The sequence below is a fragment of the Massilia haematophila genome, from assembly GCF_042647645.1.
Lineage (GTDB): Bacteria > Pseudomonadota > Gammaproteobacteria > Burkholderiales > Burkholderiaceae_D > Telluria > Telluria haematophila.
In genome coordinates this window covers 1,929,490-1,950,891 of the sequence record NZ_JBHRVV010000001.1, presented here as the reverse complement: position 1 = coordinate 1,950,891, position 21,402 = coordinate 1,929,490, and the positions used below count along the sequence as shown (strand labels likewise).

Sequence of the window (21,402 nt, the reverse complement as noted above, 5' to 3'; positions counted from 1 at the left end):
ACATGGCATGGACTCGTGATGAAATGGCCGCGCGCGCAGCGAAAGAGCTGCAGGACGGCTTCTATGTGAACCTGGGTATCGGCCTGCCGACCCTGGTCGCCAACTACGTACCGGAGGATATCGAGGTCTTCCTGCAGTCCGAGAACGGCCTGCTCGGCATCGGCCCCTTCCCGACGGACGAAGAGGTCGACGCCGACCTGATCAACGCCGGCAAGCAGACCGTGACCGCGCTGCCGGGCGCTGCCTACTTCAGCTCGGCCGATTCCTTCGGCATGATCCGCGGCGGCAAGATCAACCTCGCCATCCTGGGCGCGATGCAGGTTTCCGAGCGCGGCGACCTGGCCAACTGGATGATCCCGGGCAAGATGGTGAAGGGCATGGGCGGCGCGATGGACCTGGTGGCCGGCGTCAAGCGCGTGGTCGTGGTGATGGAACACGTCGCCACCGCCAAGGACGGTTCCACCTCCCACAAGATCCTCAAGAAGTGCGACCTGCCGCTGACCGGCGTGGGCGTGGTCGACCGCATCATCACCGACCTGGGCGTGATCGACGTCACCGAGACCGGCCTCAAGCTGGTCGAGCTGGCGCCGGGCGTGAGCAAGGAACAGGTGCTGGCGGCCACCGGCGCCGAGCTGGACGTGTCGGCGGTCTGATCCATTTCAGGCGGTAAAACAAAAGGGCGCTGGATTTCCAGCGCCCTTTGTCATTCCGAGACCCGGAGGGATCAGAGCTTCCAGACGTACTGCACCGGAACCCAGGCCGCCTGCGGCTTGCCGTTGACGGTCCCCGGAGTAAAGGTGCACTTCGCGATCGCGACGCGGGCCGCTTCATCGAGCGACACGTCGCCGCTGGACTTCAGCACGCTCGACTGGGAGACGCTGCCGTTGGGCTCGATCCTGAAGCGCAGCGTGACCGTGCCTTCCACGCGCTTGGCCAAGGCCTCGGCCGGATAGTGCGGCTTGGCGCAGCTGTGGAACTGGGCAATCGGCTTGGTCGCGACGGCATCGGCGGCCTGCGCCTGCTGCCCCTTTTCATCGACCGCGGCCGGCGTCTGCGCGCAGCCGGCGATGCAGGCCACGGCCAGGCCCAGTACGGGGATTGCGGCCTTCCAGTTCAGGGCCTCGGTGTCGGGACGTACCAGTCGTTTGATGCGTTGCATGAGATCTCCTCCGTTGGCCGCCTGGGCCAGGTGGTGGTGGGAAAACTGGAGCTTCTCCAGTTCGGAAAGCGCCAGCGCGAGGCGGCGTGGTTCGCCCAGTGCGCTTGCGGCCAGGTCGTCCGCGATGTGTTCGCGTTCGACGCGGATACGGTGCGAGATCCACCACACAGCCGGGTGGTAGAAGAGCAGGGTTTCGATCGCGCTCTGGACCAGGTTGACCAGGTAGTCGCAGCGCCTGACGTGCGCCAGTTCGTGCGCCAGCAGCGCTTCGAGCAGATGCGCCGGCATGCCCGTCACCAGCGCGGCCGGCACCAGCACCACCGGCCTGAGCCAGCCGGCCGTAACCGGGCTGGCCAGGTCCTCGACCACGCGCAGCCCGACCTGGCGCGCGATGCCGAAGCCGCGCGCCATGCCGGCAACGCGCGCCTGCCAGTGCGCATCGGTGCCGTGCCCGCGCGCGGCCTGCCTGACCCACAGCAGTCCGAAGACCATGCGCAGGCCCAGCAGGGCGGCGCAGCAGGCCCAGGCGCCGACGATCCACGACAGGCTGCCCTGCAACAGGCCGCTCCAGCCGCCCGCCTGGGCCGCGCCGCCGTCGGCCAGCCATTGGCCGAGGAGCAGGGCGGCGCTCGTCGTGGCCGCGTCGTCGCCGGCCAGGCGCAGCACCAGGGCCGTGGCCGGCCAGAGCAGGCACAGCAGCAGGCCGCCGCAGGCGACCAGGTAGCGCGCTTCGGCGCGCGCATTCCTCAGCGCCGTCAGCAACAGCGCCGTGGCGCAGCCGACCAGGGCGCCCTGCCAGAGGAAGTCGACCAGCACCCAGCCGAGCTGGGCGACGAAAGCCTGGGCCGTCATTTGTCTTCCTCCTTCAGCAGCTTCTCGATCTCGGCGCGCTCCTTCTTCGAGATCCCGCTCTTGAGCGCGGCCATGACCAGGGCCTTGGCGGAGCCGGCGAAGGCGCGCTGCATCAGGTCTTTCAGGAGGTTGGTCTGCAGCGAATCCTGGGGCTGGGCCGGCGCGTAGACGTGGGAACGTTCGCTCTCGTCGCGGATCAGGATGCCCTTGCCGTGCATGATCTGCATCAGCCGCAGCACGGTGGCATAGGTGACCTCGGGACGGTGCTTCTGCATCGCCTCGTGCACCTGGCGCGCGGTGGCCGCGCCGAGCGGCCACAGTACCTGCAGGAGATCGAGTTCGGCCGCGGTCGGCTTCGGGATGTCGGGTGTGCTGGGCATGATGGTTTCCTTGGCAAGCTTGCTGAAAACCAGAATAGCTTGTCTAGAAACGATTGTCTACTTAATTCGTGTGCGGGATGAGACGAGTAAAAATATAATAGACAATTCTGTCTAGATTCGCCTATGCTCGGACTTCCAATGCCTAGAGGAGACTTCATGCTGAAGCAATTCGCCATCGCCGCCGCGATCGCGGCCCTGCCCGCCGCCCAGGCCTCGCCCTTGCCGTCCTACCCCTTCGTGCACGTGAGCGCCGACGCATCGGTCTACCGCATGCCGGATATCGGCGCGATCGATTTCGAGATCCTGGCGGCCGACGCCGACCCGGCGCTGGCGCGCGGCACGGTCGAGACCAGGATTGCCGAGATCCGCGCGCTGCTGGAGGGGCAGGGCGTCCCGCTGGACGACCTGGAAACGCGCGACGTGCGCAAGGAGTTGCGCAAGGGTGTGCCGGTCGAGGCGCCGGTGTACGAAGTGCGCAGCAGCGTGCGCGTGAACATGCGCGACCTGTCGAAGTGGCGCGCGGTGGTGGCGCCGCTGCTCGGCATGCCGAACCTGAACAGCTTCGCGACCTCCTTCGACACCAGCGAGCGCGAGCAGGTCGAGGCCGAACTGATGACGAATGCCTTGCGCGACGCGCGCCGCCGCGCCGAACTGATCGCCAAGGGCGCGCGCCGCAAGCTGGGCCCCGTCACCGCCGTGACGCCTGGCGGGGTGAAGAACGTCGGCTACAGCATCGGCCTGCTGCGCGCCGACTTCATGGAGCGCCGCGGCAGCGCGGCGCGGGTCGAGGCGAGCGAGTACCTGGCCGTCGAGGCGCTGAAGCTGGTGCAGCCGGTCGACGTCGTTTTCAAACTCGAATGAGCGCTATCGTTTGAGTACGTTCAGCACGGCGAGGCTCATCGCCTGGGCCGCGGTCTTGATCGACGGTTCCGGCACCGGCGCGTAGAAGGGCGAGTGGTTGAAGGCGACCGGCTTGCCGCCTTCGCGCGCCGCTTCCGCCACGTCCTTCGGGTCGTACACGCCGGTGAAGAAGAACACCGAGGGGATGCCCTGGTTGACGAACTGGGAGAAGTCCTCGCTGGCGGTCATGGCGGGCATGCGCTGGGCCTTGTCCGCGCCGAAGGCATCCTTGAACACGGGTTCGAGCTTCTGCACCAGCGCCTCGCTGTTGACGATCGTCGCGCCGCCCGGGATCAGCTCGACCTGGGGCGCAGGCGCATTCGCCATCGCGGCCGAGGCCACGGCGATGCGCTTGACGCCGTCAAGCAGCTTCGCGCGCACCTGCGGGCTGTAGGAGCGGATAGTGCCGCGCACCTGCACGCTGTCGGGGATGATGTTGCCGACCGTGCCGCCATTGATCGCGCCGATCGTCACCACGCCGAATTCCTTCGGGTCCTTCTCGCGGCTGACCACGGTCTGGACGTCGACGACAAAACGCGCCGCGATCGCGATCGGGTCGATCGCCTGGTCGGGCGCCGAGCCGTGGCCGCCGCGGCCCTTGAACACGATCTCGATCGCGTCCGAGTTCGAGGATACCGCGCCCGCGTTGTAGCCGACCGTGCCGTGCGCCAGCGGCCAGGAGTGCAGGGCAAACGCATAGTCGGGCTTGGCGAAACGGGTGAACAGGCCGTCGGCCAGCATCGCTTTTGCCCCGGACACCGTTTCCTCGGCCGGCTGGGCGACGAACATCAGGGTGCCGCTCCACTGCGACTTCATGTCCAGCAGCGTGCGGGCGGTGCCCAGCCAGGCCGACATGTGGATGTCGTGGCCGCAGCTGTGCGCGGTGAAGCTCTCGCGGCCGTCGCTCGTCGCTTTCGCGCGGCTGGCCCAGGGCAGGCCGGATTTTTCCTCCATCGGCAGGCCGTCGAGCTCGGTGCGCACCATCACGGTCGGGCCGGGGCCATTCTTGTAGATCGCGACGAGGCCGGTCTTGCCGACTTTTTCCGTCACCGTGAAGCCGAGCTTGCGCATCTCCGCCGCCAGCTTGCCGGCGGTGCGCACTTCCTGGAAGGCCAGTTCGGGATGGGCGTGCAGGTCCTTGTAGATGCCGTCGAGCCAGGGGTAGCTGGCGTTCACGCTGGCGGCGACCTGGGTCTTCAGCGGGGCGGGCTGCTGGGCCTGGACCTGTGCCTGGGCACTCGGGGCGAGCAGGGACAGGGCGCTCATGGCGGCAAGCGGGGCGGTGTGGCGCAGGCGGATCTTCAAGGCGGCTTCCTTCGGTAAAAGGTGGGGAACGCGAGGGCTGAGTTTCTAAAATGATACATCGTCCCCGCGCCGAATTCTTGCCGTCGTGTGCGGAGTCTACCGTGCCGCGTCATCGGAAAAATGCATTTACTATAAGTCGACCTGCTGCGCTGCCATATGGGCACGGCGTGGCCCAACAGACACATATTCCCGGAAAGACCAAACCATGGACGATCCCATCGAAGCGAAAATTTCCCGGCGCGGCCTGCTGAAGACCGGCGCGCTGGCGGCCACGGCCGCGGCGGTGCCGCTCGGCGCCGCTGCCCAGGCGCCTGTCGCAGCCAATAACGCGACGGCGCCCGCCACGCCGCCGGTGGCCTCCACAGTCAGGCTGCGCGTCAACGGCCAGGTCCACGAGCTGAACCTGGACACCCGCACCACGCTGCTCGACGCCCTGCGCGAGCACCTGCACCTGAGCGGCACCAAGAAGGGCTGCGACCAGGGCCAGTGCGGCGCCTGCACCGTGATCGCCGACGGCCGCCGCATCAATTCCTGCCTCAGCCTGGCCGTGATGCATGACGGCGGCGAGGTCACCACCATCGAGGGCCTGGGCCAGCCCGGCAAGCTGCATCCGATGCAGGCGGCCTTCGTGAAACACGACGGCTACCAGTGCGGTTACTGCACGCCGGGGCAGATCTGTTCGGCGGTGTCGGTGCTGGACGAGATCCGCAAGGGCCTGCCGAGCCACGTGACGGCCGACCTGAACCAGAAGCCGCTGCTGTCGGTCGACGAGATCCGCGAACGCATGAGCGGCAACATCTGCCGCTGCGGCGCCTACTCCAACATCATCGAGGCGATTTCCGAGGTCGCCGGTGCCAGCACAGGAGGCAAGGCATGAAGGCATTCACCTACCAGCGCGCCCGCACGCCGGCCGAGGCGGCGCTGGCCGCCGAGCGCACGCCGGGTTCGCGCTTCGTCGCCGGCGGCACCAACCTGCTCGACCTGATGAAGCTCGAGATCGAAACGCCCCCGCACCTGATCGACGTGAACCACCTCGGCCTGGACCGGATCGAGGCCACGCCCCAGGGCGGGCTGCGCATCGGCGCCCAGGTGCTGAACGTCGACCTGGCGGGCGACGCCCGGGTGCGGCGCGACTACGGCGTGCTCTCGCGTGCCCTGCTGGCCGGCGCATCGGCCCAGCTGCGCAACAAGGCAACCACCGCCGGCAACCTGCTGCAGCGCACGCGCTGCCCGTATTTCTACGACACCGCGCAAGCCTGCAACAAGCGCGTGCCGGGCAGCGGCTGCTCGGCCATCGGCGGCTACAATCGCAACCATGCGATCGTCGGCCACAGCGAGGCCTGCATCGCGACCCACCCGAGCGACATGGCGGTGGCGATGCAGCTGCTCGACGCCGGCGTCGAGACCGTGCGCGGCGACGGCAGCACGCGCGTGATCCCGATCGCCGACTTCTATCGTCTGCCCGGGAATACCCCGCACATCGAGAACACCCTCGCGGCCGGCGAGCTGATCACCGCCGTGACGCTGCCGGCGCCGCTCGGCGGACGGCATTTCTACCGCAAGGTGCGCGACCGCGCCTCGTATGCGTTCGCGCTGGTGTCGGTGGCGGCCGTGGTGCTGCCGGACGGCAGCGGCCGCGTGGCGCTGGGCGGCGTCGCCCACAAGCCCTGGCGCGTCCCGGCCGCGGAAAGCGCCATGCCGGGCGGCGCGCATGCCGTGGTCGAGCGCCTGCTGGCCGGCGCGAAACCCACCGACCAGAACGCGTTCAAGGTTCCCCTGGTCGAGCGTACGCTCGCCGCCGTGCTGGCTGAAGGAAGGAAAGCCTGACCATGAAATTCACGACACCCGCCACCACCAATCCGATCGACCAGCTGAAGGTCGTCGGCCAACCGGTCGACCGCATCGACGGCCCCTTCAAGACCACCGGCACCGCGCGCTACGCCTACGAGCAGCACGAGACCGTGCCCGACGCCGCCTACGGCTACGTGGTCGGCGCCACCATCGCCAAGGGGCGCATTGCCTCGATCGACGTCGAGGCCGCGCGCCGCTCGCCGGGCGTGCTCGCGATCGTCACGTACCAGAACGCCGGCCAGCTCGGCAAGGGCAAGTACAACACCGCGAAGCTGCTGGCCGGGCCCGAGGTCGAGCACTACCACCAGGCCGTGGCCGTGGTGGTTGCCCAGACCTTCGAGCAGGCGCGCGCCGCCGCGCCGCTGGTGAAGGTCAGATACGTCGAGCAGAAAGGGGAGTACGACCTCGAGCGCGCGAAGAAGAGCGCCAGGCTGCCGAAGACCGACGACAAGCCGGAAACGAAACACGGCAACTTCGCCGCCGGTTTCGCCGGCGCCCCGGTGAAGCTGGACGCCACCTATACCACGCCGGACCAGTCGCACGCGATGATGGAGCCGCACGCCTCGGTCGCCGCCTGGAACGACGGCAAGCTCACGCTGTGGACCTCGAACCAGATGATCCACTGGGGCACCCAGGACATGGCCAAGACGCTCGGCATCCCGGTCGAGAACGTGCGCCTGATCTCGCCCTACATCGGCGGCGGCTTCGGCGGCAAGCTGTTCCTGCGCGCCGAGGCGCTGCTGGCGGCGCTCGGCGCGCGCGCGGCGCAGCGGCCGGTGAAGGTGAACCTGACCCGCGCCGTGATGTTCAACAACACCACGCACCGGCCGGCGACCATCCAGCGCATCCGCATCGGCGCCACCCGCGAGGGCCGCATTACCGCGATCGCCCACGAAAGCTGGTCCGGCGACCTGCCGGGCGGCCAGCCCGAGACCGCCGTGCAGCAGACGCGCTTGCTGTACGCGGGCGAGCATCGCCTGACGCGCCTGAACCTGGCCGTGCTCGACCTGCCCGAGGCGAACGCGATGCGCGCGCCGGGCGAGGCGCCGGGCATGATGGCGCTCGAGATCGCGATCGACGAGATGGCGGAAAAACTGAAGATGGACCCGGTCACCTTCCGCATCGTCAACGACACCACCAGCGACCCCGAGAAGCCGGGCCGCAAGTTCTCGCAGCGGCGTTTCGTCGAGTGCATGCGCCAGGGCGCCGAGCGCTTCGGCTGGAACAAGCGCAATGCCCAGCCGGGCCAGGTGCGCGACGGCCGCTGGCTGGTCGGCCTGGGCGTGGCCTCGGCCTTCCGCAACAACATGGTCATGAAGTCGGCGGCGCGCGTGCGCCTCGAACGCAATGGCAGCGTGACGGTCGAAACCGACATGACCGACATCGGCACCGGCAGCTACACCATCATCGCCCAGACCGCGGCCGAGATGATGGGCCTGCCGCTCGAGCGCGTGGCGGTGAAGCTGGGCGACTCGACCTTCCCGGTGTCCGCCGGCTCGGGCGGGCAGTGGGGCGGGAACAGCTCCACCGCCGGCGTCTATGCCGCCTGCGTCAAGCTGCGCGAGGCGATCGCGGCCAGGGCCGGGCTGGACGTGGCCACGGCCGAATTCGTCGACGGCGCGGTGCGCGCGGGCGGCCGTTCGGTGCCGCTGGCCCAGGTGGCCCAGGGCGGCGAGATTGTCGGCGAGGACACCATGGAGTACGGCGACCTCGACAAGAAGTTCCAGCAGTCGACCTTCGGCGCCCACTTCGTGGAGGTCGGCGTCGACGTCGACACCTGCGAGGTGCGGGTGCGGCGCATGCTGGCGGTGTGCGCGGCCGGGCGCATCCTGAACCCGAAGTCGGCGCGCAGCCAGGTGATCGGCGCGATGACCATGGGCGTGGGCGCGGCGCTGATGGAGGACCTGGTGGTCGACAAGCGGCGCGGCTTCTTCGTGAACCACGACCTGGCCGGCTACGAAGTGCCGGTGCACGCCGACATCCCGCACCAGGAAGTGGTCTTCCTCGACGAGACCGACCCGGTATCCTCGCCGATGAAGGCCAAGGGCGTGGGCGAACTGGGCATCTGCGGCGTCGGCGCGGCGGTGGCGAATGCGATCTACAACGCGACCGGGGTGCGGATCCGGGATTATCCGATCACGCTGGACAAGCTGCTGAGCAAGATGCCGTTGCGCGCGTGATGTCGCGATGTTGCGAGCGTAGGGTGGGCGCCCTGTGCCCACGCGTAAACGATGAGCAGACGCGGCGCTTCATGAATGCCAACACGACGCAGACTTCACGCGTGGGCACGGGGCGCCCACCCTACGTCCTGCAACGTCGGCCAGCACGGCATCCTGCCGTAAACGAAAAGAGCCCCGCAAGGCGTACAGCCTGCGGGGCTTCGTTCCGTTAGCCTGCCGGCTTAGAACTCGTAAGCGCCGATGTCGTGGGCGCCGCCGCGCGGACGGGCGACACCAGCGAAGTCGAGCGCCGGGGCCGAGGTCGCGCTGCCCTTGTTGACGGCCGGCGAGGTGCTCTTCAGGCGATAGTCACCGGTGCCGTTGGCCTGGTAGTTCACGAACTGCGGTTCGGCCGCGACGGTGGCGCTGACAGTGCCCTTCACCAGCCAGGCGCGGCCGGTATTGAACACCAGGTTGTTGGCGTAGCGGTTGTTCTTGCCGACCGTGCCCATCTCCGTGATGCCGTAGGCATTGCGGTAGACGATGTTGTTGGCCACGTAGTTGTTGCTGGTGCCGGCCGAGGTCGCGCCGCTGTCGCCGTGGCCGATCACGATACCCATCTTGTTGCCGAAAATGGTGTTGTTGACGTAGATGTTCGACGTCGCGCCGTGCCAGCTGTTGATGCCCACCGAAGCCACGCCCGAGATGATGTTGTTCGAGACGACGTTGTTCTGGTTGGTCAGGTAGATGCCCTGCACGGTGTTGCAGCTTTGCGCCGCGACCCATTGCGCGCCGATGTTGCGCACGACGTTCGAATCGATCACCGCGCCGCCGCCCGGACCCCAGGCGTCGATCGCCGCGCCGCCGCCGCCGTTGCAGCCGCCGCTGACCTTCAGGTCGTGGACGAAGTTGTTCGCGATGCGTTCCTTGCCGCCCTCGGCCAGGATGCCGATACGGCCGCTGCCGGTGATGTCGAAGCCTTCGATGTCGACATAGGCGCCTTTCGAGTTCCAGCCCATGCCGGTGCCCGAGAAGACGATCTTCGCACCCCACTTGACGTCGGACACGAACCTGATGCGGGCGGTGGCGGTGCCGCTCTTGGTCGTGCGGATGCCGGCGCTGCCGGTCGAGGGCGCGGCGACGTTGTAGGTGCCCGGCGCCACGTGGATCACGTAGCCGGCTTTCGCCAGCGCGTCGGCGCGGGCAATGGTCTTTACGGGCTTGGCTTGCGTGCCCGGGTTCGAGTCGGAGCCGGTCGGGGACACGTACAGGTGGCCGGTGACGGTGGTGGCGGTAGGCAGCACGGCGGCGGCGGCGACGGTCGGCGCGCTGCTGGCGGCCGGGGAATCGAAGGCTGGCTCGACGAGCGTCTTGGCGGTCTGGGCCGAGGCAGCGCCGGCAAAGGCGAGCATGATGCTGGCGGCCAGGACGTGGTGGATACGAGCGGTTGCAACAGAAGCGAATGTCATCAAAACTTACCCTTGCTAAATAGCGTGAAAGAGTAAGCTTTGAGGGGTGGAAACTTCCTTAGTTCAACAGTTTTGAGGGAAAATTTCCGCGCATTATCAATGCGTACATACAATTTCTATAGAGCAAATCAACCCATCGGGCTGGGCGGCCGGCGCCATCCGTCGCAGCGCATCCGCGCCAGCTTGCCGCCGGGCCGCCGCGCTATTCCTTGAAATAGACGACCTGGTGACTGGTGGCCAGCAGCTCGCCCTGTTCGCTCCACATTTCGGCGCTCTGGTCGAAGAAGCCGTTGCCGAAGCGCAGCGCGCGCGCCACGCCCAGCAGCGGCGCGCTGCCCAGGGCTGCCAGCTGGCCGGCGTCGGCGTGGAAGTAGGTGGTCAGCGCGACCGTACCGATCGGCACCCACTTTGGACGGCGCACGAAAATGCGCGGGTAGAAGGCGTCGCACATCGCCGCCAGCGACAGGAAATCGAGCGGCCGGCCGGGCGTGTCGCGGATCCAGAGGCGGGTCTGGGAACTGTCGGTGTGTGCGTGCGCGACCAGCGGGGCGCCGTCGACGAAGCGCATCTCGTAGCGCGCGGTCCAGGCGGCGCGGGCGATCGGCGCGGCCGGTTCGATGCTGACGGGCGGCGGCACTTCCGGGAAGGCGGCGTCGAGGGCGGACCAGGTCTCGCGGCGCACGGCGGTGACGAAGGTGGCAAACGCCGCCACTTCGCCTTGCTGCAGCAGTTCGACCTGCCAGTGCTGGGTCGTGCGGTTGGTGCGCATGATGCGCGCCTGCACCGAAAAGCCGCCATCGGCGATCGGCGCGGCGAAGTGGACGGTCTGGGATACCGGGTCGCCCAGGCGCTGCGGATGGCGCATCACCGCGTTCATCAGCGTCGCCGCGATCACGCCGCCGAAGGGGCCGACCATGTTGCCGTAGTCGGGATGGGTCTGGCCCTGCAGGGCCGTGCCGTCCTCGCCCGTCAGGGCGATGGCGGTGTCGAAGACGTGCCGGGTGCTGCTGTCGTTGCCGTGTGCATTCATGTCGCTGTCCCCTTTATTCGTGCTTGTCTTTCCAGCAAGCGATCTTAGCATTGCCCGGGCGGGAGTGCCGGAGCGGGACGCGTTCGGGAAAAATTCGGGACGTAAAAAAACCGCGCCGAGGCGCGGTTTTTTGCTGCGAAGAGCGTGGATCAGGCGGCTTCGCGCACCGGCTGCAGGCCCTTGGCGTCGTCGTCGACGTAGGTGCCCGACAGCACGGCGTGCATGCGCTCCTTGTCCAGCTCGTTTTCCCACTTCGACACCACCACCGAGGCCACGCCGTTGCCGACGAAGTTGGTCAGGGCGCGGCATTCGCTCATGAAGCGGTCGATGCCGAGGATCAGCGCCATGCCGGCCACCGGGATGGTCGGCACCACGGCCAGCGTTGCCGCCAGGGTGATGAAACCGGCGCCGGTGATGCCCGAAGCGCCTTTCGAGGTCAGCATCGCCACCGCCAGGATGGTCAGCTCCTGGGTCAGGGTCAGCTCGGTGTTGGTTGCCTGGGCAACGAACAGGGCGGCCATGGTCATGTAGATGTTGGTGCCGTCCAGGTTGAACGAGTAACCGGTCGGGACCACCAGGCCCACCACCGACTTCGAGCAGCCCAGCTTTTCGAGCTTGCGCATCAGGGCCGGCAGCGCCGATTCCGACGAGCTGGTGCCCAGCACGATCAGCAGTTCTTCCTTGATGTAGGAGATGAACTTGAAGATCGAGAAGCCGGTCATCTTGGCGATGAAGCCGAGGACGACGAAGACGAACAGGGCGCAGGTCAGGTAGAACGAACCCATCAGCTTGGCCAGCGGGATCAGCGAGGCCAGGCCGTACTTGCCGATCGTGAAGGCCATCGCGCCGAAGGCGCCGATCGGGGCCAGCTTCATGACGATGTTCACCACGCCGAAGATGGCGTGCGAGAAGTCCTCGATGATGCGGGTCGTCGCGCGGCCGCGCTCGCCGAGGATCGACAGCGCTGTGCCGAACAGGATCGCGATCAGGAGCACCTGCAGGATGTCGCCCTTGGCGAAGGCATCGACGAAGGTGTTGGGGATGATGTTCATGATGAAGTCCACCGTGCTCTGGTGCTGAGCCTTTTCGGTGTACTGGGCGATCGACTTGGTGTCGAGGTGGGCGACGTCGACGTTGAAGCCGGCGCCCGGCTTGGCGATGTTGGCCACGACCAGGCCGATAACCAGGGCGAAGGTGGACACGACTTCGAAGTAGAGCAGGGCCTTGCCGCCGACGCGGCCGACCTTCTTCATGTCCTGCATGCCGGCGATACCGGCGACGACGGTACAGAAGATCACCGGAGCGATGATCATCTTGATCAGTTTGATGAAACCGTCTCCCAGCGGTTTCATCTTGGTGCCCAGCTCGGGGTAGAACACGCCGAGCAGTACGCCCAACACGATGGCGAACAGCACCTGTACATACAGGATTTTATAGAATGGCTTTTTCATGACAACTCTTCACGAGAGGTTGATGGTGAAGACATCATCACAAAAACCCACAGGCGTGGATATTGTGGATATCCGCATGTCCGTGAATGGCCGTCATAGCGATTCGTGATTACCGTATTGATGGCAGGTATCAAGAATCGACATGACAAATGATGGTGCCGCGGTGCACTGTTAGAGTGCGTATTTGAGTTCGCGGTTCCGTAGGGTGGGTTCTCGAACCCACGGCGTACGGCGCGTGCGTGTCGCTGCATCGCCATCCATCGGGCTCGCGACGCACGAAAGCACGGTGGGTTCGAGAACCCACCCTACGGGCTGAGCGGAGGCAAGTGGTATCGCGTGCCGGGGTTGGTAGGGTGGACTCCCGAGTCCACGCGGTACGGCGCTTGCGTGTCGAACTGCTTGCAAGCGGCCGGGAACGCATCGACACGAAAGACGGCGTGGACTCGGGAGTCCACCCTACAAGTGCATCACTGGTGGCGTAGGGTGGGTTCTCGAACCCACCGTTACGGGCGGCGGTAGATCGTCCCGCCCTTCATCACCAGCCCGACCTGGCGCAGCGCGCCGATGTCCGCCGTCGGATCGCCCTCGACCGCGACCACGTCCGCCAGCGCGCCGGGCGCCAGGCGGCCGAGCTCCTTGCCCTTGCCGAGGATGTCGGCCGCCACCGAGGTCGCCGCACGCAGTGCCTCCACAGGCGTCATCCCCAGGCGCACCATCCACTCCAGCTCGCGCGCATTGGTCCCGTGGGCGAACACGCCGACGTCGCTGCCGTTGCCGATCAAGACGCCGAGCTTGCGCGCCAGCGCAAAGGCGCGCGCCGCTTCCTTCATCGAGGGCGTCGGCGCACCGCCGCGCACGTGCTTCTGGAAGTATTCGCCGATCGCCTCAGGCGCCGTCAGGGTCGGGATGTAGGCGGTGCCGCGCTCCTTCATCAGGCGCAGGGTCGCTTCGCTGGCGCCGTAGCCGTGCTCGATGGTGTCGACGCCGGCCAGCACCGCCATGCGGATCGCTTCGTCGGTGCTGGCGTGGGCCGCCACCTTGCGTCCCGTGACGTGGGCCGCGGCTACCATCGCCTTCATCTCTTCCAGCGTGAAGGTCGGGCGGCTGCTGCCGTCCACGCCGGTGCGGTAGTCGGCATAGAACTTGATCCAGTCGGCGCCGTGCGAGGCCTGCTCGCGCACGGCTTTCGTCACTTCGTCGACGCCGGTCGCTTCCTGGGCGCCGTAGGGAATCTCCATGTCGGGCCGGTAGCTGCGCTCGGCCGGGCCGTAGCTGAAGCTGGCGACGATGGCCTTGGTGGCGATCAGCAGGCGCGGACCCTCGATCACCCCCTGTTCGATGGCGCGCTTGACGCCGACGTCGGCATAGTTCGCGCCTTCGGTGCCGAGGTCGCGCAGGGTGGTGAAGCCGGCCTGCAGCGTCTCCCTGGCATGCTTGCCGGCGAGGAGGGTGCGGAACTCGACCTGCTCCTTGATCACCTGGTCGTCCCAGGTGGTCTCGTTGTAGGGATGGAGCAGCACGTGCGAATGCAGGTCGATCAGGCCCGGGATCAGGGTCTTGCCGGGCAGGGCGATGCGCTCGGCGTCGGCAGGGGCGCTCACGCGGTCGGCCGGGCCGACTTCCTTGATGCGGCCGTTCTCCACCAGCACCGCCCAGCCGGCGCGCGCCTGGCCGTCGCCGGTCCAGACCCGGTCGGCCGTCAGGAGGATGCTGCGCGGCTCGGCGGCGTGGACCGCCTGGACCGCATGGGCGGCAACGGCAAGCACGGCAAGGGTGGCGAACGCGAGTGTGCTGGTCCAGCGAGGCATGGCATTCTTCCGAAGCTTGTGAAGATGTAATCATAATGGACGAGGCTGCCTTTGCGTCCAGTGCTTGCGGTATCCTTGCGGCTTCGCGCGTTAAAGAACACATAGAACACATCCCGCATGAATCAGGCAGGAACACCCAACGTGACGCCGCTGTTGCAGCAGGCGGTCGCGCTCCACCAGCAAGGCCGGCTCCAGCAGGCCGCACAACTGTACGGCGAGGTGCTGCGCCTGGCGCCGCGCCAGTTCGACGCCCTGCACCTGCTCGGCGTGATCGCGCGCCAGCAGGGCGATGCGGCGCGTGCGGTGACGTTGATCGAACAGGCGCTCGCGCTCAAGCCCGACCAGGCCAACGCCCATTGCAACCTGGGCGCCGCGCTGCACGACCTCGGGCGCGGCGAGGAGGCGCTGGCCAGCTACGACGCGGCGCTGCGCCTCAACCCGCGCTACGCGATGGCCTGGGCCAACCGCGGCAACGCCCTGCGCCGGCTCGGGCGGCCGCGTGAGGCCATCGACAGCTACGAACGCGCGCTGGCGCTGCAGCCGCGCTATCCGGAAGCGGCCTGCAACCGGGCGGCGACGCTGCTCGACCTGGGCGAGCCCGCGGCCGCGCTGGCCGGCGCCGAGCAGGCCCTGGCCGGCCAGCCGCGTCATGCCCAGGCGCTGTGCGTGCGCGCGAATGCCCTCTACCTGCTGCGCCGCCTGCGCGACGCGCTCGACAGCTACGAGCATGCGCTCGCTCTCGACGACACGCTGGCCGAAGCCCATGCGGGCCGCGCCATGGCCCTGCACCGGATGCAGCGTTTCGACGAGGCCCTGCGCGCCCACGACCGCGCACTGGCCCTGCGTCCGCAGCACGCGGGCACGCGCGAGCAGCGCGCCGCGACCCTGGCGGCGCTGGGGCGGCGGGTCGACGCGGTCGCGGAGTACCGGGCGGCGCAGCGCCTGCTCGCGGCCCAGGGCGTCGATTCCGCCGATTCCGCCGATGTCGGCCGCATCGCCTTCGCGCTCGCCGCACTGGGCGAGGGCCAGGCGCCGGAGCGCGCGCCGCAGGACTACGTGAAGGCCCTGTTCGACCAGTACGCCGGCCACTTCGACCAGCACCTGACCGAGGTGCTCGACTACCGCACCCCGCAGGCCATCGACGCGGCGCTGGTGCGTGCCGGCGTGGCGGCGGACGGCGACGTGCTCGATCTCGGTTGCGGCACCGGCCTGTGCGCGCCTTTCCTGCGTCCGCGGGCGCGCAGCCTGCTTGGTGTCGACCTGTCCGAACGCATGCTGGACAAGGCGCGCGAGGCCGGCCTGTACGACCGCCTGGCCTGCGCCGACATCACGGCCTTCCTGGACGATTGCCGCGACGCCTACGACCTGGTGGTCGCGGCCGACGTCTTCGTCTACTTCGGCGAGCTGGCCGCGCTGTTCGCCCAGGTGCGCGCCGCGCTGCGGCCGGGCGGCGTGTTCTGTTTCTCGACCGAGACCTGCGACGGGGATGCTTTCGTGCTGCAGGCCTCGAACCGCTACGCCCACGCGAGCGCCTACCTGCGCGCGCTGGCGGCGGCGCAGGGCTTCGAGATCCTGCTGCTGGACGCGGCGCCGCTGCGCAGCGAGAACGGCGCGGCCATCGTCGGCCAGGTCGCCGTCCTGCGCGCGCCTATTGCATGAGGCCGTCGAGCTCGGCCGCGATGCGCTGCGCGAGCAGGTGGATGTGGTAGCCGTCGACGAAGCCGTGATGGGCCTGGACCGAGAACGGTAGCGCCAGGCGGCCGCCGGGACCGTCCTTGAAGCGGCCCCAGGCCAGCGAAGGGATGTCGGGCGCGCCGAGCGTGGCGGCCGGGTGCTGGATCGCCGTGAAATCGAGCCAGGGAATGCAGGTGATGAAGACCTGGTCCTTGACCTGGCGCGGCGAGAGGGCGGCGTACTTGTTGTTCAGCGCCTGCATCGTGCTTGCCTCGTCGCGCGCGGCCACGCTGCGGGCGACGAATTCGCGCAGGTCGTCGGACCAGTCGAACAGGGCGAAATTCAGGTCGTGGTGCTGGTTGGTGACCGTAAAGGAGGGCATCAGGCGGTCGATCTCGATGACCTCGCCTTCGAAGACGCGGTAGCGGAAGCTCGGGATCGCCAGCACCGCGCGCAGCACGGCGCACAGCAGGACGTGGAAGGGACCGAGCTTTTGTTCCTTGCACCAGGGCCGCAAGTCCGGCAGGTCCAGCGTGAAGCTGAGGTTGACCGCCGGGCTGTCCATGCGGTCGAAGAGGTCGAAGCGGTCGCGCCGCCGTTCAAAATGCTGCATGCAGATCCTGCCAGTGACTGAAAAGGCAGGATTGTCGCACGTAGGGTGGGTTCTCGAACCCACGCTGGATCATCGCTTGCGGATACGCGGCATTGGCCAGGTTTGTGTTCGCCTCTGATCCATCGGCCAGACCGCGTGGGTTCAAGAACCCACCCTACATAAACAGCAGGTTGTAGGGTGGACACCTGTGTCCACGCTGTCTCATCGGTTGAATACAAGCGCCGTCGGCTACGCTCACATTCGCCTCCGATCAACCGGTCAGGCCGCGTGGGCACAGGTGCCCACCCTACGACAAGATTACTGCGCCGCCCAGCCCCCGTCCATGTTCCATGCCACGCCGCGCACCTGGGCGCCGGCCGGCGAGCAGAAGAACACCGCCAGCGCGCCCAGTTCGTCGGGCGTGACGAATTCGCCCGAAGGCTGTTTCTCGAGCAGCAGGGCGCGGCGCGCCTCGTCGTTCGACAGGCCCTCGCGCGCGGCGCGGTCGTCGACCTGCTTCTGCACCAGCGGGGTCAGGACCCAGCCCGGGCAGATGGCGTTGCAGGTGATGCCGGTCTGGGCGTTTTCCAGCGCAGTCACCTTGGTCAAGCCGACCAGGCCGTGCTTGGCGGCGACATAGGCCGACTTGCCGGCCGAACCGACCAGGCCGTGGACCGAGGCCAAATTGATGATGCGGCCCCAGTTCTTCTGGCGCATGCCGGGCAGGGCCAGGCGCGTGGTGTGGAAGGCGGAACTCAAGTTGATCGCGATGATCGCGTCCCATTTCTCGGCCGGGAAATCCTCCACGTTGGCCACGTGCTGGATGCCGGCGTTGTTGATCAGGATGTCGACGCCGCCGAACTTGGCGCTGGCGAAGGCCATCATCGCCTCGATCTCGTCCGGCTTCGACATGTCGGCGTTGTGGTAGGCGGTCTGGACCCCGTAGGCGTCGCCGACGTCGATGCGCAGTTTCTCGATCTGCTGGGCGTCGCCGAAGCCGTTGAAGACGATGTTTGCTCCCTGTTCGGCCAGCGCGCGTGCGATCCCCAGGCCGATGCCGGAGGTGGAGCCGGTCACGAGTGCCGTTTTACCGGATAACATGCTTGATTTCATTGTTCCCTCCGTAAGTGTTGGAATCGGGGTGTCTCCTCAGAATTGGTAGAATTCTAATCGCACTGCCAGCTAAAATGTTGGCGACGGCGGTAGAGGCAGACAATATTGTCAGGATGGAGCAGGCGATGGCGCAGGGACGGAACGAAGCGAGAGTGAAAAGCGTGCAGTGCAGCTCGCCGGCCGGCCTGCACCGCATCGCCTACAAGGAGTGGGGCGATCCCGCGAATCCACGCGTGCTGGTCTGCGTGCACGGCGTGACCCGGGTCGGCGACGATTTCGACGACCTGGCGCGCGCCCTGTGCGACCAATACCGGGTGGTCTGCCCCGACGTCGCCGGCCGCGGCCGCTCGGAGCGCCTGCGCGACCCGCGGCTGTACGCGGTGCCGCAGTACGTGGCCGACATGGTGACGCTGATCGCCCGCGTCACCGCAAACAGCGAAGCGGGCCGCGTCGACTGGTTCGGCACCTCGATGGGCGGCCTGATCGGCATGGTGCTGGCCGCGATGCCGGGCACGCCGATCGACAAGCTGGTGCTCAACGACATCGGCCCGGTGCTGGACCAGGGCGCGATGCGCCGCATCGCCGACTACATCGGCCAGGACCTGCGCTTCCCGGACTTCGAGGCCGGGGCGCGCTTCGTGAAAGAAGTCTCGACCTCGTTCGGACCGCACTCGGACGACGAATGGAACAAGCTGGCGCGCGACGTGCTGCGCCAGGCGCCGAACGGCGAGTGGGTGCGCCATTACGACCTGGCGCTGGCCGAGAGCTTCCGCGCCATCACCGATGAGCGGGCCGGGCGCGACCAGGCCGCGCTGTGGCGCGCTTTTGACGCCATCCGCTGCCCGACGCTGCTGGTGCGCGGCGCGCTGTCGGATTTGCTCTCGCGCGAGACCGCGCAGGAGATGACCACGCGCGGGCCGCACCCGAAGCTGGTCGAGATCCCGGGTGTCGGCCATGCGCCGACCTTCGTCCATCCCGACCAGATCGCGATCGCACGCGAATTTTTACTGGGCTGACCAGCCCTTCGTTTTAGAAAGAGACCATGGAAATCAAACGTCACCACGTAGGCAAGCGCCTCTCCGAAACCGCCATCCACAACGGCACCGTCTACCTGGCCGGCCAGATCGCCGAAGACACGACCCAGGACATCGAGGGCCAAACCCGCGAAGTGCTGGGCCACGTCGACCGCCTGCTGATGGAAGCCGGCAGCGACAAGACCTGCATCCTGATGTGCCAGATCTACATCTCCGACATGGCCCACTTCGCCGGCATGAACGCGGTCTACGACGAATGGGTGGCCCAGGGCCACACGCCGCCGCGCGCCACCGTCGAATCGAAGCTGGCCAATCCGGCCTGCCTGGTGGAGATCGTCGTCACCGCCGCGCTGCGCTAGGCAATGGTATCCACCGCCGCGCTCGGCGACGCCACCACCCAGCTGATCCAGGGTCTCAGTCCCGAGGAATGCGCGCGCGTGCAGCACGCGCTCGATTATGCCGCTGCCGCCTATGGCGAACGCGTCATCGCCTCGGGCCAGAACGCCTTCGAGTTCTCGCTCGGGGTGGCCGGCACCCTGGCTTACCTGCGCAGCGACGTCGAAACGCGCATCGCCGGCCTGCTGTTCGAGCTCGCCCTGTTCGAGCCGGAGCTGGTCGAGAAGCTCGAGCAGCTGTTCGGCGCCGAGGTGGCGACCCAGGTGCGCGGCGTCCAGCAGCTGATCCGCCTGCGCGACCTGACCCTCGGCCAGCCGGCGGTCGGGCGCGGCAAGAACGCGGCCCAGGAAGCGGCCGCCCACATCGAGACCCTGCGCAAGATGCTGCTGGCGATGGCGTCCGACATGCGCGTGGTGCTGGTGCGCCTGTCCTCGTGCGTGACCATGCTGCGTTATTTCGCCGAGCAGAAGCGCTTCGACGATGTCACCCGCGACTACGGGCGCGAGGTGATGGACCTGTACGCGCCGCTGGCCAACCGCCTCGGGATCTGGCAGCTGAAATGGGAGCTGGAAGACCTGTCCTTCCGCTTCCTGCAGCCGGAAACCTACAAGCGCATCGCCAAGATGCTGGAAGAAAAGCGCATGGCGCGCGAAGGCTTCGTGCAGTCCGCGATCGAGCGCCTGCAGGGCGAACTGCAGGCGGCCGGCATCAAGGCCGACGTCAGCGGACGGCCGAAGCACATCTACAGCATCTGGAGCAAGATGCGCGGCAAGGACCTCGATTTCTCCGAGCTCTACGACGTGCGCGCCTTCCGCGTCATCGTCGCCGACATCAAGGCCTGCTACACGGTGCTGGGCCTGGTGCACAACATCTGGACCCCGATCCCGAAGGAGTTCGACGACTACATCTCGCGTCCGAAGCCGAACGGCTACCAGTCGCTGCACACGGTCGTCACCGCCGAGGACGGCCGGCCGCTGGAAGTGCAGATCCGCACCCAGGAGATGCACAACTTCGCCGAGTACGGGATCGCCGCCCACTGGCGCTACAAGGAAACCGGCGGCTCGACCTTCAAGGGCGAGAAGTACGACGAAAAGATCGCCTGGCTGCGCCAGCTGCTGGCCTGGAAGAGCGACGTCGCCGACGCGGTGGCGGGCGAGGACGTGCAGAAGGAGTGGGTTGAGAAACTCAAGGCGACGACGCTCGACGACCGCATCTTCGTGCTCACGCCGCAGGCGCGGGTGCTGGAGCTGCCGGTGGGCGCGACGCCGATCGACTTCGCCTACCACCTGCACAGCGAGGTCGGCCACCGCTGCCGCGGCGCCAAGATCGACGGCGCGATGGTGCCGTTGAACACCCCGCTGAGGAACGGCCAGACCTGCGAGATCATCACCGCCAAGGGCCCGGCCGGCAGCGCCGGACCCTCGCGCGACTGGCTCAGCCCGGGCTATGCGGTGAGCAGCCGCACGCGCTCGAAGATCCGCGCCTGGTTCCATGCGCTGGACCTGGCCGAGACCCTGGCCCAGGGCCGGGCGCTGGTCGAAAAGTCCCTGCAGCGCGAGGGCAAGACCGCGGTCAACCTGGAAGCGCTGGCGCACAAGCTCGGTTTCGCCAAGGTCGACGAGTTGTTCATCGCGGTCGGCAAGGAAAAATTCAGCCTGCGCCACGTGGAAGCGGCGCTGCACGAAACGGTCGAAGCGCCGCCGCTGGAAGACGCGGCGGTGGTCAACAAGAGCCGCGCCTCGAGCGTGGAGCAGGGCGCCAAGTCCGGCGTGCTGGTGGTCGGCACCGAGGGCCTGATGACGATGCTGGCCAGGTGCTGCAAGCCGGCGCCGCCGGACCCCATCGTCGGCTTCGTCACGCGCGGCAAGGGCGTCTCGATCCACCGCCTGACCTGCAAGAATTTCGCCGAGATGCGCGCCAAGGCGCCCGAGCGGGTGATCCAGACCGAATGGGGCGCGGCGCTGTCCGACACGGTCTATCCGGTCGACATCTTCATCCTCGCCGGCGACCGCCAGGGCCTGCTGCGCGACATTTCCGAGGTGTTCTCGCGCGAGAAGATCAACGTCACCGGCGTCAACACGCAAAGCGCGAAAGGCCAGGCGCGCATGGTCTTCACCGCCGAAATCGGCTCGACCAGCCAGCTGCAGAAGGCGCTGGCGGCGATCGCCGAGGTGTCGGGCGTGCAGGAAGCGCGTCGCCAATGATGGCGACGCGCTTCCGTAGGGTGGG

Annotated in this window: 18 protein-coding genes; 9 read left to right on the top strand and 9 right to left on the bottom strand. The window is 67.5% G+C overall.

Annotation, left to right across the window (positions count from 1 at the left end):
• Nucleotides 1–2: 2 nt before the first annotated feature.
• Nucleotides 3–653: a 3-oxoacid CoA-transferase subunit B gene (locus ACFOPH_RS08680; protein WP_312551431.1), complete on the top strand. Its 651-nt coding sequence runs from the start codon at nucleotides 3–5 to the stop codon at nucleotides 651–653.
• Between the two features lie 71 nt (nucleotides 654–724).
• On the opposite strand, the gene ACFOPH_RS08675 is transcribed toward ACFOPH_RS08680, so the two are convergent.
• A complete protein-coding gene (locus ACFOPH_RS08675; protein ID WP_379734786.1) occupies nucleotides 725–2,011 on the bottom strand; it encodes a TonB family protein in 1,287 nt (428 codons plus the stop codon).
• Nucleotides 2,008–2,391, bottom strand: coding sequence for a BlaI/MecI/CopY family transcriptional regulator (locus tag ACFOPH_RS08670; protein WP_312552858.1), 384 nt, complete (start codon nucleotides 2,389–2,391; stop codon nucleotides 2,008–2,010). Before ACFOPH_RS08670 ends, ACFOPH_RS08675 begins: the two co-directional genes overlap by 4 nt.
• Nucleotides 2,392–2,547: 156 nt before the next feature.
• On the opposite strand from ACFOPH_RS08670, the gene ACFOPH_RS08665 reads away from it, so the two are divergent.
• Nucleotides 2,548–3,252, top strand: a complete 705-nt coding sequence (locus ACFOPH_RS08665) for an SIMPL domain-containing protein (RefSeq protein WP_312552855.1) — start codon at nucleotides 2,548–2,550, stop codon at nucleotides 3,250–3,252.
• Nucleotides 3,253–3,255: 3 nt separating this feature from the next.
• On the opposite strand, the gene ACFOPH_RS08660 is transcribed toward ACFOPH_RS08665, so the two are convergent.
• Nucleotides 3,256–4,557, bottom strand: coding sequence for an amidohydrolase (locus ACFOPH_RS08660; protein WP_379737888.1), 1,302 nt, complete (start codon nucleotides 4,555–4,557; stop codon nucleotides 3,256–3,258).
• Nucleotides 4,558–4,801: 244 nt separating this feature from the next.
• Here ACFOPH_RS08660 and paoA point away from each other — a divergent pair, with 244 nt between their 5' ends.
• From paoA to paoC, 3 genes are read left to right on the top strand one after another with little or no spacing between them, the layout of a single operon-like run.
• Nucleotides 4,802–5,473 carry an aldehyde dehydrogenase iron-sulfur subunit PaoA gene (gene paoA / locus ACFOPH_RS08655; RefSeq protein ID WP_312552853.1) on the top strand — a complete coding sequence of 224 codons (672 nt, stop codon included), beginning with the start codon at nucleotides 4,802–4,804 and terminating at the stop codon, nucleotides 5,471–5,473.
• Nucleotides 5,470–6,423 (top strand): FAD binding domain-containing protein, encoded by a 954-nt coding sequence (locus ACFOPH_RS08650; RefSeq protein WP_312552850.1) that lies wholly within the window; start codon nucleotides 5,470–5,472, stop codon nucleotides 6,421–6,423. The genes paoA and ACFOPH_RS08650 overlap by 4 nt, the downstream gene beginning before the upstream one ends.
• A 2-nt stretch (nucleotides 6,424–6,425) precedes the next feature.
• Nucleotides 6,426–8,627, top strand: a complete 2,202-nt coding sequence (gene paoC / locus ACFOPH_RS08645) for an aldehyde oxidoreductase molybdenum-binding subunit PaoC (RefSeq protein ID WP_312552848.1) — start codon at nucleotides 6,426–6,428, stop codon at nucleotides 8,625–8,627.
• Nucleotides 8,628–8,848: 221 nt separating this feature from the next.
• On the opposite strand, the gene ACFOPH_RS08640 is transcribed toward paoC, so the two are convergent.
• The 4 genes from ACFOPH_RS08640 to ACFOPH_RS08625 all read right to left on the bottom strand — a co-directional run bounded on the left by ACFOPH_RS08640 (nucleotide 8,849) and on the right by ACFOPH_RS08625 (nucleotide 14,364).
• On the bottom strand, nucleotides 8,849–10,075 hold the full coding sequence (locus ACFOPH_RS08640) for a choice-of-anchor Q domain-containing protein (RefSeq protein ID WP_379734783.1): 1,227 nt from the start codon (nucleotides 10,073–10,075) through the stop codon (nucleotides 8,849–8,851).
• Between the two features lie 202 nt (nucleotides 10,076–10,277).
• Entirely contained in the window at nucleotides 10,278–11,105 is an 828-nt protein-coding gene (locus tag ACFOPH_RS08635; RefSeq protein ID WP_312553586.1) for an acyl-CoA thioesterase, read from the bottom strand.
• A gap of 149 nt (nucleotides 11,106–11,254) precedes the next feature.
• Nucleotides 11,255–12,556 carry a dicarboxylate/amino acid:cation symporter gene (locus tag ACFOPH_RS08630; protein WP_312553588.1) on the bottom strand — a complete coding sequence of 434 codons (1,302 nt, stop codon included), beginning with the start codon at nucleotides 12,554–12,556 and terminating at the stop codon, nucleotides 11,255–11,257.
• Nucleotides 12,557–13,059: 503 nt separating this feature from the next.
• Nucleotides 13,060–14,364, bottom strand: a complete 1,305-nt coding sequence (locus ACFOPH_RS08625) for a metal-dependent hydrolase family protein (RefSeq protein WP_312553589.1) — start codon at nucleotides 14,362–14,364, stop codon at nucleotides 13,060–13,062.
• Between the two features lie 141 nt (nucleotides 14,365–14,505).
• On the opposite strand from ACFOPH_RS08625, the gene ACFOPH_RS08620 reads away from it, so the two are divergent.
• Nucleotides 14,506–16,023, top strand: coding sequence for a tetratricopeptide repeat protein (locus ACFOPH_RS08620; RefSeq protein WP_379734780.1), 1,518 nt, complete (start codon nucleotides 14,506–14,508; stop codon nucleotides 16,021–16,023).
• Here ACFOPH_RS08620 and ACFOPH_RS08615 read toward each other — a convergent pair.
• A complete protein-coding gene (locus ACFOPH_RS08615) occupies nucleotides 16,013–16,651 on the bottom strand; it encodes a CatA-like O-acetyltransferase (RefSeq protein ID WP_379734778.1) in 639 nt (212 codons plus the stop codon). The two genes, ACFOPH_RS08620 and ACFOPH_RS08615, sit on opposite strands and share 11 nt — an antisense overlap.
• 297 nt (nucleotides 16,652–16,948) lie before the next feature.
• Complete coding sequence (locus ACFOPH_RS08610; protein ID WP_379734776.1) at nucleotides 16,949–17,731, bottom strand: 3-hydroxybutyrate dehydrogenase; 783 nt, start codon at nucleotides 17,729–17,731, stop codon at nucleotides 16,949–16,951.
• A 137-nt stretch (nucleotides 17,732–17,868) separates the two neighbouring features.
• On the opposite strand from ACFOPH_RS08610, the gene ACFOPH_RS08605 reads away from it, so the two are divergent.
• The 3 genes from ACFOPH_RS08605 to ACFOPH_RS08595 are packed head-to-tail and all read left to right on the top strand — an operon-like array spanning nucleotide 17,869 to nucleotide 21,377.
• Nucleotides 17,869–18,759, top strand: coding sequence for an alpha/beta fold hydrolase (locus ACFOPH_RS08605; RefSeq protein ID WP_312552980.1), 891 nt, complete (start codon nucleotides 17,869–17,871; stop codon nucleotides 18,757–18,759).
• 26 nt (nucleotides 18,760–18,785) lie between these two features.
• Nucleotides 18,786–19,136 carry a RidA family protein gene (locus ACFOPH_RS08600; RefSeq protein WP_312552977.1) on the top strand — a complete coding sequence of 117 codons (351 nt, stop codon included), beginning with the start codon at nucleotides 18,786–18,788 and terminating at the stop codon, nucleotides 19,134–19,136.
• A 3-nt stretch (nucleotides 19,137–19,139) separates the two neighbouring features.
• Entirely contained in the window at nucleotides 19,140–21,377 is a 2,238-nt protein-coding gene (locus ACFOPH_RS08595; protein ID WP_312552975.1) for a RelA/SpoT family protein, read from the top strand.
• The last annotated feature ends 25 nt before the right edge of the window (nucleotides 21,378–21,402 follow it).